The sequence below is a fragment of the Streptomyces europaeiscabiei genome (assembly GCF_036346855.1).
GTDB classification, from domain to species: Bacteria; Actinomycetota; Actinomycetes; order Streptomycetales; family Streptomycetaceae; genus Streptomyces; species Streptomyces europaeiscabiei.
On the sequence record NZ_CP107841.1, the window covers coordinates 10,716,486 to 10,728,945 of the forward strand.

The 12,460-nt window shown below is 69.6% G+C and carries 10 protein-coding genes and 2 pseudogenes; 5 read left to right on the forward strand and 7 right to left on the reverse strand.

Annotation, left to right across the window (positions count from 1 at the left end):
- Positions 1–6: 6 nt before the first annotated feature.
- Complete coding sequence (locus tag OG858_RS46640; RefSeq protein ID WP_328543740.1) at positions 7–363, reverse strand: hypothetical protein; 357 nt, start codon at positions 361–363, stop codon at positions 7–9.
- A 271-nt stretch (positions 364–634) separates the two neighbouring features.
- The gene (locus tag OG858_RS46645) at positions 635–1,063 is read right to left on the reverse strand and encodes a helix-turn-helix domain-containing protein (protein ID WP_107482310.1); all 429 of its coding nucleotides are present in this window, start codon (positions 1,061–1,063) and stop codon (positions 635–637) included.
- A 78-nt stretch (positions 1,064–1,141) separates the two neighbouring features.
- Between OG858_RS46645 and OG858_RS46650 the strand changes: the two genes are divergently transcribed.
- Genes OG858_RS46650 through OG858_RS46660 form a run of 3 tightly spaced genes read left to right on the forward strand, consistent with a single transcriptional unit; the run spans position 1,142 to position 3,858 of the window.
- A complete protein-coding gene (locus OG858_RS46650) occupies positions 1,142–2,002 on the forward strand; it encodes a class I SAM-dependent methyltransferase (protein ID WP_328543739.1) in 861 nt (286 codons plus the stop codon).
- A gap of 51 nt (positions 2,003–2,053) precedes the next feature.
- A complete protein-coding gene (locus tag OG858_RS46655) occupies positions 2,054–2,764 on the forward strand; it encodes a ThuA domain-containing protein (RefSeq protein WP_319269109.1) in 711 nt (236 codons plus the stop codon).
- A complete protein-coding gene (locus OG858_RS46660; protein ID WP_328543738.1) occupies positions 2,734–3,858 on the forward strand; it encodes a Gfo/Idh/MocA family protein in 1,125 nt (374 codons plus the stop codon). The genes OG858_RS46655 and OG858_RS46660 overlap by 31 nt, the downstream gene beginning before the upstream one ends.
- Before the next feature lie 189 nt (positions 3,859–4,047).
- On the opposite strand, the gene OG858_RS46665 is transcribed toward OG858_RS46660, so the two are convergent.
- Both OG858_RS46665 and OG858_RS48465 read right to left on the reverse strand, forming a co-directional pair.
- Complete coding sequence (locus OG858_RS46665) at positions 4,048–4,164, reverse strand: MOSC N-terminal beta barrel domain-containing protein (RefSeq protein ID WP_406201528.1); 117 nt, start codon at positions 4,162–4,164, stop codon at positions 4,048–4,050.
- Positions 4,152–5,078 (reverse strand): transposase, encoded by a 927-nt coding sequence (locus tag OG858_RS48465; RefSeq protein WP_408059365.1) that lies wholly within the window; start codon positions 5,076–5,078, stop codon positions 4,152–4,154. Before OG858_RS48465 ends, OG858_RS46665 begins: the two co-directional genes overlap by 13 nt.
- A gap of 1,082 nt (positions 5,079–6,160) precedes the next feature.
- Between OG858_RS48465 and OG858_RS46675 the strand changes: the two are divergent.
- Together OG858_RS46675 and OG858_RS46680 are read left to right on the forward strand one after the other, a co-directional pair.
- A pseudogene (locus OG858_RS46675) lies at positions 6,161–6,352 on the forward strand (phosphotyrosine protein phosphatase); the annotation flags it as partial.
- 508 nt (positions 6,353–6,860) lie between these two features.
- On the forward strand, positions 6,861–7,157 hold the full coding sequence (locus OG858_RS46680) for an IS3 family transposase (protein ID WP_256960754.1): 297 nt from the start codon (positions 6,861–6,863) through the stop codon (positions 7,155–7,157).
- A 500-nt stretch (positions 7,158–7,657) separates the two neighbouring features.
- Here the strand turns inward: OG858_RS46680 and OG858_RS46685 are convergent, their stop codons facing one another.
- The 3 genes and pseudogenes from OG858_RS46685 to OG858_RS46695 form a co-directional block, all read right to left on the reverse strand.
- Positions 7,658–10,585 carry a glycosyl hydrolase 115 family protein gene (locus tag OG858_RS46685; protein ID WP_086750865.1) on the reverse strand — a complete coding sequence of 976 codons (2,928 nt, stop codon included), beginning with the start codon at positions 10,583–10,585 and terminating at the stop codon, positions 7,658–7,660.
- A gap of 616 nt (positions 10,586–11,201) precedes the next feature.
- Positions 11,202–11,363: pseudogene (locus OG858_RS46690) on the reverse strand (transposase); the annotation flags it as partial.
- 323 nt (positions 11,364–11,686) lie between these two features.
- Positions 11,687–12,406 carry an IS6 family transposase gene (locus OG858_RS46695; protein WP_328543737.1) on the reverse strand — a complete coding sequence of 240 codons (720 nt, stop codon included), beginning with the start codon at positions 12,404–12,406 and terminating at the stop codon, positions 11,687–11,689.
- Positions 12,407–12,460: the final 54 nt, after the last annotated feature.

The window sequence follows — 12,460 nt, forward strand, 5'->3', positions numbered from 1 at the left end:
GCCACGTCAGCTCCCCTCGGTCACAGGCGCCAGAACCTCCGCCAGGTCCCGGCCGACCGGGGCATCCTGCCACGGCCGCATCGCCCGCTGAAGGGTGACCAACTCCCGCGCCATCCGGGCCGACCGGGTCTCGACGGCGATGTCCGCCACCGCACGGGCGATCTCCAACGCCCGGTCCGGCTCGCCCACGCCGGCCGCCGCGGTGGCGTGCCGGGCGAGGTACACGCCGCGGTCACGGCGCGCCGTCTCGGGGACGACGTCGAGGACTTGGCCCCACAGAGAGACGGCCTCTACGCCGAGGCCGAGACGCCCGTGGCAGGTGGCGCTGCGCCGGGCCGCTCGAGGTACGGCGTGAGGGCGCACCCGCGTGGGAGGTGCCGCTGGAGACGCTCACGTGCAGCTGCTCGTGCCACCGTAAGAGCCCCCGGGCCAGTCGCAGGCACCCCCGTTAGGGCGGCCGGTCCGGGCCCCGTCCGGGTCTTGCGGATCTCGAACATCGCACCCTTGCGCTGGGGTGTTGCGACGATCGCTAGAACTCAAGCGTTCCCCTGGGGCCAATGGACTCGTTCGAAGCCACGGGACCGGGAATCGGGCAAAGCACGAACCACGATTGGACCAAGAGCGCTGACGTCCCTTATCTGCCGGGAGCCCGCCTGCCCGGAACCGCGACACCGCCGGACGCCGCGGCGTCGAGGAGGCAGCGGAAGGTGGGGCACTCCATGTGGCTCGGCGCGGGGCACGCGGCGGCATGGCGCAGGGAGTCGCGCAGTACGCCCAGTTCACGGATCCTGTGGTCCAGTTCCTCCACCTTGGCCGCCAGCATCTGCCGGTCGATACGCGGCTGCCCGTCCGGCGCGAACATGAGCGCGATCTCGTCGAGCGAGAACCCGGCCGTCCGCCCCAGCGCGATCAGCGCCAGCCGCTCCAGTACGCCCGCGTCGTACTGGCGGCGCAGGCCCCGTCGGCCCGTCGAGGAGATCAGACCTTTCTCCTCGTAATAGCGCAGGGTCGATGCTGGGACCCCGGCGCGGTGCGACACATCGGCGATGTCCACTTCTGCCATTCTGCTTGACCTCAAGTCGACTTGAAGTAGAACGCTGTCATCCCGGCACGACGAAGGCAACCAGAAGGAGAGAAAGTCATGGACTCTGCGCGCAGTGCCGACGACGAGCAGACAGCCCGCTGGAAAGGGCCCGCCGGTCAGGCGTGGGGCGAGCTGAAGGGAGTACTGGACGAGATGTTCAGGCCCATCGAGGAGCTTCTCGTCGATGCCGTCGCCGCCGAACAGGCTCGGCATGTGCTCGATGTCGGCTGCGGTACGGGCGGCCTCACGCTGGCCGTGGCGCGACGGCTGGGTCCGGGGGGCCGCTGTGTCGGCGTCGACATCTCCGAACCGATGATCAGCACGGCCCGGGAGGACGCCGAACAGGAGGACGTACCGGCGTCGTTCGTCTGCGCCGACGCACAGGACCACGCCTTTGAACCCGGCGCCTTCGACGCCGTCATCTCGCGGTTCGGTGTCATGTTCTTCCTCGATCCCGTCCGGGCCTTCGCCAACCTCCGGCGCGCTGTCAGGGACGAGGGCGCGCTGCAGTGCGTCGTCTGGCGTGATCCGGCCGAGAACCCGTTCATGACGACGGCCCAGCGCGCCGCGTCACCGCTGCTCCCGGACCTGCCCGTCCGCCGGCCGGACGAGCCGGGACAGTTCGCCTTCGCGGACGCGGACAACGTCCGGCGCATCCTGGCGGAGAGCGGCTGGGCCGGGATCGACATCCGGCCGGTCGACGTGGTCTGCACCCTGCCCGAGCAGGAGCTGGTTCGTTACTTCACCCGGCTCGGTCCGGTGGGCATGTACCTGCCCGAGGTGGACGAGCAGACCTGCGGACGGGTCGTCGAGACGGTCCGTGCCGCCTTCGAGCCCTTCGTGCACGGCACGGAAGTCCGCTTCACCGCGGCCTGTTGGACGGTCGGCGCCCTAGCCTCGTCAGCGGAATTTTGCTGAGGCCCGGCCCTCTTGCGTGAGCGCGGGCGCCCGGCGCATGGTGAGATCACGATGACGCTGAAGAAAGCCCTGGTGGTCCGCGGCGGTTGGGAAGGGCACCAGCCGGTCGAGGCGACGGAACTGTTCCTGCCCTTCCTGCGGAGCAACGGATACGCCGTCCGGGTTGAGGATTCGACCGACGTCTACGCCGACACCGCCGAGATGGCCGGCACCGACCTGATCGTGCAGTGCGTCACGATGTCGGAGATCACGGGCGAGCAGCTCACGGGGCTGACCTCCGCGGTCGTGGCCGGCACCGGGTTCACCGGCTGGCACGGCGGCATCGCCGACTCGTTCCGCGCCTCCTCCGACTATCTCCACCTGGTGGGTGGGCAGTTCGCCACGCACCCGGGCAGGAAACCGTGCGAGCGCCGGGGCGGGCCGGAGGACAACTTCCTGCCGCATACCATCGCCGTCACCGAAGCCGGCCGCGAGCACCCCGTCACCGCGGGCATCGGGGACTTCGAGCTGCACACCGAGCAGTACTGGGTGCTCCACGACGACCTCATCGACGTCCTGGCCACCACCACGCATCCCACCCGGCCGTGGGAGCCCTGGCACCGGCCGGTCACCTCACCGGCGGTCTGGACCCGTCGGTGGGGGGCCGGGCGGATCGTGGTGACGACGCCGGGGCACAGCCTCGACGTGCTGGAGAACCCCAACGTCCGCACCATCATCGAGAGGGGCATGCTGTGGGCGACGCGCACCGCGTCGGCGTCGTAGGGCTCGGAGTCATCTCCCGCGCGTACCTGGACACGCTGGCCGGTCATCCCGCCGTGCGCGTGACCGCGGTCGCCGACCTTGACGCCTCCCGGTCGGCAGCGGTCGCCGCCGGACTGCCCGGCGTCCGGGCGCTGACCGTCGAGGAGCTGCTGAGCAGCCCGAACGTGGACACGGTACTGAACCTCACCACCCCCGGGGCGCACGCCGAAATCGCCCTCGGGGCCATCGGCCACGGCAAGAACGTCTACGGGGAGAAGCCGCTCGCCGCCACGCTCGCCGACGCCCACACCGTCATGGCGGCCGCCGCGCGGGCGGGAGTCGGAGTGGGGTGCGCGCCGGACACCGTGCTGGGCACCGGAGTGCAGACGGCGCGGGCGGCCCTGGCCGCCGGGAGCATCGGACGCCCGCTGTTCGCCTCGGCCGTGATGGTCACCCCGGGCCACGAACGCTGGCACCCGCACCCCGACTTCTACTACACCGAGGGCGGCGGCCCCCTGCTGGACATGGGGCCGTACTACCTCGCCTCCCTTGTCCATCTGCTGGGCCCGGTGCGGGCCGTGACGGGGGCGTCCAGCCGGCTGCGCGCCGAGCGGGTCATCGGTTCGGGCCCGCGCAGGGGAGAGCGGATACCGGTGGAGGTGGACAGTCATGTCTCCGGTGTGCTGGAGCACGTGGCCGGAACGCTGACGACGATCACGACGAGCTTCGACGGGGTGGCCACCACGGCGTCCCCGATCGAGGTCCACGGCGAGGTGGGAACCCTCGCCGTCCCGGATCCGAACCGCTTCGACGGCGACGTACGGCTCTTCGGACTCGGCGACACGCAGTGGCGCACGCTCCCTCCGTCCGCGGGCTACGTCGACGGCGCACGGGGAGTGGGGCTGCTCGACTTCATCGCCGCCGACGGGCAGCGGGCATCGCGCGCGAACGGCGAACTCGCCCTGCACGTAATGGAGACGATGACCGCGCTGCTGCGTTCGTCGGCCGAGGGACGGCGCATCGAGCTGACGACGTCGGCGCAGCCGCCCGCCCCCGTACCGCTGACGGCCGCCGAGGACTGGGGTGGCAGGTCAGAGGCCACTCGATGCGCATGATTCGGAAGACGCCGTTCCTGAGCAGAACGAGCACTTGCGGGAGCTGGTCGACCACCTCGACGGCTTGGCGGCCGCGGTCACCGATGCCCACGGATCGCAGCGGATGACGCAGTACCTCGACGGCATCCAGGGGGCCGTCAACGGCTGGGGCGGTGCGCTGCCGGTCGACCCCGGCCACCCGGAGCGCCGTCAGACGGCGGACACCCGGTCTCCGCACAGCCCGCGTTCGGTGATGGCCACGCTTGTCAGAGCCTCGCCGAGCATGGACTTCACCGGGTACCGGCGTAACGCCGTCACCATCGCCATGGATCCATCATGGGCGCTGTGGGCGTGGTGAGGCCCGCCGGAGTGCGGGCAGCCGCAGACCCTCGCGTGGAGAGCCGGGAGGCGCGGCGGGTTCTGCCGTCGGCGACGGCAGGACCCGGCAGAGGGGACACCTCACCCGGAGGTGGCTCGGTACCCGCCCTCACACCATGCACCCAAATCAGCCACAGCAACAGACCGTGGCTGGAAAACGCCAACATCCGTGTGCGGGAGGGCCGGAGCGGGCCCCGGCGGCCGGCTCCTGGCAGCGACAGCCCGCCGCGCGATGTGCCGTCGTGCCAGCCAGTCGCGTGCCCCGCGAGCCGGGCGAGCATGGCGGGCGACGATGTCTTTGCGCCGCCGCCCCTCGCCAGGAAGCACAGCAGCGGGTGGAACCCGAAGCCGCCCTTATAGGGTGGAGCGGCCTGCTCTTTCTCGGAATGGCAGGTGACCAGCGTGGCGTCGAGGTCCAGGACCAGACCGGGCAGCATGCGTCCCGCGGCCCGAACCGCGGGTATGCCCTCACCGTGCTCGGCGGCCTGCAGCCAGGCGACTTCCCGGGCCCGGGCACGGGCGGAAGCCAGCGAGGCGAGGGCACTGTCGTCAACATAGGCGAGCAGCCGCCAGGCCGTCGGTGTCGAGGCGGCAGGGCCCAAGACTGCTGGCTGGTCCCGCAGTACGGCCAGATCCGCGATGGCCTCACCACCGTCGGCGAGCATCACCGCAAGGTCGGTGGCGATCCGGCCCGGATCATGTCCGGTCCCGCGCGGCCGAAGCGGCCTGAGGACGGCGGAGTACGCGGCGCTCAGACCGGTGGCATCAGCGAGATCCGCCAGCAGCCGCGCCCCGGCATGCCCGATCACCCCCGAACCATCGGCACTGACATGGACCTTGGGACGCAACCCGATACCCTGCACGTAGAAAGTGCCCTCCGCCTGGACCGACAGAACCCCTCAGCAAGGTTCATCGTTCCCAGGTCAGGAAGGCACTTTCGTGTTTCTGCCTCAGCTGCCGCCGTACTCGGGCGAAACGGCGAGGCTAGCGGTGAGTACCCATCACTTCGGGGTCTGGCCGCAGCAGGCGACGGTCTCGGTCTGGTCGGCGCCGGCGAGCGGCACTACGGCGAGCACAGCCGCCAGTGCCACGAACAAACCGAGTACGGCTCTACGCATCACATCTCCTTGTCGAAGGGGAACGTGTCCAGTACTTCCGCTGGCGATGGCCGTGCCCGTCACATCGTCGGGCCGGTCGCGCCAGCGGTGAGTACCCATTACTTCGGGGCATGGCCGCAGCAGGCGACGGTCTCGCTCTGGTCGGCGCCGGCGAGCGGCACCACCGCAAGCACCGCCGCCAGTGCCACGAACAAACCGAGTACGGCTCTACGCACTCTCTCCTCCTGATCGCCGGAATCCGGTGCCGCTTCAAGCGGTCACTGATTCAGATGCACGAAACAGAGGCCTGGTTGTACGGGAGTTGTGACTCCTGCGGAAGCGCACCAACGTCCGGCAGGCCCCAAGCGGGAACTCCAGCGCCGCATCGGTCTTGCCGCCCCCACGGCCGGGCCGCAGATGTCCCAAGCGCAGGAAGAAAATCACCTACTGAGGCGTGCGGCATGTACTGGATCCAGCATCGTCGCCCGAACGCCTCCCGGATCTCCTCCACGGAGCCAGGGTCCCGGACGTCGCGCCAGGCCCGCGGATCCATCCGCGGGCCTCCACCAGCGCCATCACCTCCTTCCGGGCCCGGTCGTCCGGCAGCTGCGCCATGACCTCCACCGAGGGTTCCTCCACCACCACGCCCGTACCGCATTCCGCACACCCCCGTGTGATCGACTCGGGCAGCAGCGTACGAAGGAACCGCCGATCGCGTTCGGGCCTGTGGATAAAGGAGTTCCTCGCGGCTGCGGGCTGCACTCGCGAGGCCACCTTCGGTGTCATCGGTATCGGCACCCGATCGCCTGCGTTTGCCTTGCCCATGGTGAACCACCTCCCTGTCCATGGTCCTCACGGTGGAGGCCGGCCAGGCATCCGACGTGGTCATCACCATGGGGTGCGGCGGCACCTGCCCCGTCTTCCCCGGCAAGCGGTACCTCGACTGGCAGCCTGACGACCCGGCCGGTCACGGTGTCGATGCCGTACGCCCCATCCGTGACGCGATCGAGGCACGAGTGCGGAGCCTGCTCGATGAGATGGGTGCCCCCGGCCACAGCCTGACCGCTGCACGCGATCATGCGTCGGCACTGAAGGCGGTCTGGCCTTTTGCGCCATGCAGGAAATCGGCATACAACCCCCACTGCATTGAGGGGAGTTGGGTACCACGATTCTGCAACGGTCTGATCGAGTCCTGTACGTCTGGTGCGCCGCGACTCTGTAACGGGTGCCGTCCGGCGGGGATTCGCCCTGGGGGCGTCAGACAGGCGGTCATGCGCGCTGGGCCAAGGGACGTTTCCGCTGCCTGCGCAGCCGATATGACCAGCCGGCTGTGCCGGTATTCCGACTTTCAACTCCCCGTCTGTGTGCGGGGATACCTAGGCGCTGAGCATCCTGCTCGCTGAGATGCGGATTGCCGCGGTGGGGCGCATGCTGATGGTATAGCCGGTTATATCCGCGCTCTGGATTCGTCCACCAGATTGCTGCAGCGGTTGACCGCGCTGTTCATCTGTCCCGCCGCTCGTGCGGAGTGAACTGACAACTCGCCTGGTGCGTGCGGGAGTTCACGCGTCCATGGGCTCGGTCGGGGACTCGTACGATAACGCTCTCGCGGAGCATGTGTGGATGCTGATCAAGACGGAGTGCATCCGCGACCGCGCCTTCGCGACCAGGGCCGAGGCGAACCTCGCGCTCTTCGAGTACATCGACGGCTTCTATGACTCCCGGCGCATCCAGAAACGGCTCGGCTACCTCAGCCCGGTCGAGTTCGAGGAGAAGCACTACGCCGACCAGGCAACGACCGAACGAACGAACCTGAAACCCCGTCAACCCGCCCTGAACAGCTGATCAGCACCTCCCGCACACCGGGGGAAGCTCAGTCACGGCGCCGAGAACGGCAGTGGCCGCATAGCCACCCACGGCGACCTTGCGGCGCCGGGACGAATCATCCGCCAGGACGCCGCCACCGAACCTGGCCGCGCAGGCCAGGGCGTCGGAGACCCCTTCGATCACGCCCAAAGCCGCCGCCGGAGCGCCGAGGGATGTAAGCAAAGAGGGCAGCAGTGCGGGAGGACTTTCATGGCCGACATCAGCAAGGAAGCTGGCGGAGCCGATGCCCTTGACGCCCGGAGTGAGCCATCCATCCTGGTCGCGGGCGGCGTTGGGAGGCGGCACGTTCTCGCTGCCGATGTGGGGCCGTAGTAACGGGCGCCCATCCTGTACAGGCCCGTCGGGTCCGGGTGGGCGCCGCTGTAGCGGAACGGCTGAGGCACCGCCTCTGTCGGCGTCGCTCGCGGCAGGCCGGCCGGGCCGCAGGCCTAGCTGTGGGTGCGCTTGGTGACGCCTACCTACCGGCCCGGCGTGCCCGGCAGCCCCGGCGCGTCCTCCGGCACGGGATCGGCGTTGAAGGAGTGGTGGTAGCTCTCCGGCGGCGCGAGGTAGGTGACGGGCAGCCCGCCGGTGTCGATGACGATCTGGTCCACGGCGATCGCGGGATCGACCATGAAGAGCCGCAGGACGTGTTCGCCGGGTTCGGTGACTGTCACGGTGGTGGTCAGTTTCTCGATGCCGTCCTCGACGTTGCGGGCCCACGCGTCGCCGCGGTTGCCCGTGGCGACGGCCTGTCCCGCCAGGACGGCGACCGGCTGGTCGTCGAGGGCCAGGGCGACCCGGCGACGGCCGCGTTCGTCGAGGGAGGGGAGCCTGAAGACGGTGACCCGGAAGTCCCCGGTGCCGGCGAAACGGACTCGGTAGCTCAACTCCGGTGCCCGAGTGGTGAACTCCTCGGTGATCGGGGCTGCCGTCGAAGGCGCCGCCTCCATGGCGGCCGTACGGCGGCCGAGCCCGCGTACCGTCCGCCAACGGGCCCCGCCGCGCGCCACCCGGTGGTCGTGGTGCGCGGCGTCTATCGAGACATACCCGTGGGCCTCGACGAAGCCGCGCGCCCGCCGGCGCGCCCGCCTCCCGTCGTTGAGCACCCGTAGGGGTACGTCGAACCTGTTGCCTGCACCGGTGACGGTCACCGTGGCTTCGTGTGCGCCCTCGGGCACCCGCTCCCAGTCGATCTCCACCGACACCCGGGTCTGTTCGGTCATCGTGCCGCCGGAGGTGCTCAGCCGTACCCAGGGGTGGCTCGCCTCCGCGGCCCAGTCCAGGGGGAGGAAGCCGGTGTTGAACACGTCGACGAAGCGCCGGTCACGGGTGTAGGAGGAGAAGGACAGCGGCCGCCCGGTGCCGGTCTCGTTGCCCTCGGCCGCCACGCCCAGACCCGAGGTCTCCTTCCGGGCGACCCTGGTGACGCTCGGACGGCCCGGCGCCTTGGGGATCTGCGAGGGGTAGGGGTTGACGATCCCGTTCCACTTTCCGCCGGCCACCTCGGTGTTGTAGCGCCTGGTGATCGCCGCCTCCTCGGCGTGGGCGGCGTCGGACAGGTCCGCGAAACGGTTCGTGCCGGCCCCGCGCCCCTGACGGACCGCGAGTGCGTTGCGCTCCGCCCAGTAGAACTTCAGGTTCATCAAGTAGGCGCCGTGGACCGGGTATTCGACCAGTTCGTAGAAGGCGTCACGGTAGGCCTCCGGCAGCTTGGCGCCGAGCGCGCGGACCCGCTGCAGGAGGCGGTCGTACGCGGACATCCGGCGGCCCGCCTCGTCGCCGTGGTGGACCACGGAGAGCAGACCGCGGGCGACGAACTCCGGCCGCAGCTCCGCCGCGAGGCGGTAGTACTCGGTGCGGATCGCGGCGATCTCCGCGCCGTGGCGGTGCCCGAACTGCCGCCCGGCCCATTCGACGAGGAAGCCCTCCACCTCGTCGGCGTTCCACCGGTCCACGTCCCAGGCCATGTCCATGGAGAAGGACAGCCCGGTCTCGATCGACTTGATGTCTCCCACGTTGAAGATCCACATACGGTCGGCGCCGTGCTCGTGCACCCGACGCAACTCCTGCCAGATTTTGGCGAGTTGGGTGGTGTCCAGCCACAGATAGCTCTTGGGGCGGCCCCAGTAGGAGAGGTGGTAGTAGATGCCGTTGCCGCCCGGTCGCCGCCGCTCGGCCTCGTCGGGCAGTTGGCGCATGTTGCCGTGGTTGTCGTCCGGCCAGATCAGCGTGACGTCGTCGGGCACCTGGACACCCGCGTTGTACAGGTCCAGGACCTCCTTGTACGGGATGAAGATCTGCGGTTCGGCCGCGGTGCCCACCTCCTCGGCCAGAAGGCGGCGCTGGTCCGCGATGATGTCGTTCATCACCACGACCTTCTCCGCGAGGGTGGTGGCGTGCTTCGTCTCCAGCGCGCTGTCGTGCAGACCGCGCATCCCCAGGGTCCAGCTGCTCTCGTAGCCGGCGTTCTGCCGCGCCCTCGCCCGCCAGTAGTCCGAGATGACAGCGGGGTTCACCGTGTAGTCGTACACCGGCAGGCTGCCGTCGGCGGCCGGGTGATCCTTGGCCCAGGGGTCCCATTCGTGGACGCCGTTGCGCAGCATGGCCTCGGGGTGGCTGGATCCGACGACGATGCCGTAGTGGTCGGCCAGTTCGGGGTTCGCGCGGTGTTTGTTGAAGAAGTCGGAGTACGGATGCATGGCGGGCCACAGGTAGTTGGCCTTGAGGCGGAGCAGCAGCTCGAAGACGCGTCGGTAGGTTTCGGGGCCGATGTGCTTGTCCGGTTCCTGCATCCGGTGGGACCAGGTGGTGAGGTTCTGCTCGTCGTTGATGAAGATGCCCCGGTAGCGGACGGACGGCTCGTACCGCTTCTGCGTGCCCGACGGGACCGTCACCGTGTCGCGGCGTTCGACCGGAACGTCGGCCCACCAGTGCCACGGCGACACCCCGATGCGCTCCGAGGTGTCGTAGACGCCGTAGACGGTGCCGCGCCGGTCGCTGCCGGCGATCACCAGGGCGCGTTCCACGCCGGGCAGCGGGCGGTCCACGACCTGGGTCACGGACGCCTCCCAACGGCCCTTCACCCGGGAGACGTCCAGCCGCCGGTCCGCGATGAGCCGGTCGATGGCCGGGCTCGCGCCGATGGTGCCCACCAGGACAAGGAGTGAGGCCTCCTGGGGCAGGGCGCGCAGCAGCCGCGGACGCACCCCGCCGACCCGCTCCATGTCCGCCTGGAGATCCCCGGCCGCGCGGGACACGGCGGGATCGGCGGCCGGGTCGACGAACAGGTCGACGACCACGCCGTCCCGCAGCAGAGGGAAGCCGGCGGCATCGTCCGACGAGACGGCCCGGGCCGGCGAGGGCAGCACCCCGGGTAGCAGCGGGGCCACACCGACTGCCGTCATTCCCCGGAGGAACGACTTACGGGTCCACGCGGTCGACGGGCTCTGTGGTTCGTCGTGCGGCACGGGGCGCTGCCTTTCCGCGTCAGCCCTGCCCGACGCCACGTCCGGGCCGTCGCGCAGGGCTGACGCATGACTCGCTGGCGGGAGGCGGGGAGCGGTGCTGTCGGCGCGGGGAGTGGGGCACGGCCCGGGTCACAGGTTGGCATGACCAGGCCAGAAAGCGCTTGCTGCGTACCCTAGGTCAGGCAAGCGGACGCGTCCAGACGCGGGGGAGCCTTCTCGCACGGCCGCCGTGGTACGCCGTCACGGGAGACGAGCATGCGGACCCTCTGTTCGCCGATCTCGGGCTTGCCGCACGGCACTTGCCCGAACTCGCGTGGCCGGCACGCGGGCCGGCGAGGCGATGCGGCTGCAGCGCCGGCCACGGGAAACCGTGATCGTCGCGCGCGGCCTCGATCCCGCCCGGCGCACCACGGGGCGCCTCGACTGCGAACCCGGTGTCACCGATCGCGTGGGCGCGGGAAAGGGAGGAATGGAGTGAGGGCGGCTGAGCGCACCGCCGTCCGGTGGGCACACGGCTGATCATCACAGCTGGAGGCTTGTGGGGGTGACGCTCGCGCTTGCCCTCGGAGCGTTTGCGGTCGTAGAACCGGCGGGAGTCCTCGCAGTGTCGGATGCTGAACAACGCAGTGATGTAGAAGACTCGTTGGAGTCGGCGGTTGTAGCGTCGTGGGCGGCGGAGGTCGCCGCTGATCTTGCCGGAGTCGCGGGGAACGGGCCGGTTCGGGCGGCTGTGGGAGTTGGCCGAGAGCCTGGACGCGCTGCCGCGGCCAGGCGCTTCTTTCGTCGCCTTCTCAAGAAGACGGGTGCGGTGCCCCGCCACGACGTCTCCTTCAACGATCATCGGCGAACAGAAGGCGGACAGGAACCGCTGGGCTGCGGTGGGCGTGATCCTCGGTGCCGAGTTCCTTGCCGCTGGAGAATGCCGCGCCTGCCCCGCAGCAGGCTGCGAAGTCCGACAGTGCCGTTGTCACGTTGTTGGGTGTGGGGTTGTCTGACGGTGTGCCGGGGCGGTGGTGGAGTCGGGTTCCGGCTGTGTACTTACGGCGCGGTGGGCAGGCCGGCAACTCCGGTGATCTGCTCCCAGATCGCGAAGCGGATGGTCATCTCGGTGCGGTAGTCGGATGCGGGGATCAGATGACGTCGGGGTCGGAAGTGGGGTGAGATGCCGCTGAACGCGGACAAGAACCGCTGGGCTGCGCCGGTGCCGCGGAAGCCTTTCATCGCCCGTTCGCGCTGCCGTGTTGGCTGGTGGCTGTTCTCCGCCCGGTTGTTCAGGCCCTTGTGGGAGCGGTGCTCGACGGAGGGCATGACCTCGCGGTGGGCCGCGCCGTAGGAGCGGAGCCTGTCGGTGACGATCACCCGCGGCACCGTGCGGGTCTTCTTCATCAGCCTGCGCAAGAAGCGCCTGGCCGCAGCCTTGTCCCGGCGGCTCTGTACCACGATGTCCAGGACGTTGCCGTCCTGGTCGACCGCCCGACACAGATACTTCTGTTCCCCATTGATCTTGATGAAGACCTCGTCCAAGTGCCACTTGTCACCAGGCCGGGGCCGGCAGCGGCGCAGCGAATCGGCGTACCGCTGCCCGAACTTGGCGCACCAGCGGCGCACCGTTTCGTAGGAGAGGACGATCCCGCCCTCGAGCATCAGCTCCTCGACCTCTCGGAACGACAGCGGGAAGCGGTGATACAGCCACACGCAGTGGGAGATGACCGCGACCGGGTACCGGTACCCCTTGTACGACGGCGACACGGCCCCCACGGACAGCCCCCTCCAGCACGATCAACCAGAAGATCATCCCACCTGCTCAGCCAA

Coding starts and splice junctions, on each gene's coding strand:
- OG858_RS46645 (WP_107482310.1), bottom strand. CDS start 1,063: ATGGCAGAAGTGGACATCGCCGATGTGTCGCACCGCGCCGGGGTCCCA.
- OG858_RS46650 (WP_328543739.1), top strand. CDS start 1,142: ATGGACTCTGCGCGCAGTGCCGACGACGAGCAGACAGCCCGCTGGAAA.
- OG858_RS46655 (WP_319269109.1), top strand. CDS start 2,054: ATGACGCTGAAGAAAGCCCTGGTGGTCCGCGGCGGTTGGGAAGGGCAC.
- OG858_RS46665 (WP_406201528.1), bottom strand. CDS start 4,164: ATGGCGATGGTGACGGCGTTACGCCGGTACCCGGTGAAGTCCATGCTC.
- OG858_RS46685 (WP_086750865.1), bottom strand. CDS start 10,585: ATGACGGCAGTCGGTGTGGCCCCGCTGCTACCCGGGGTGCTGCCCTCG.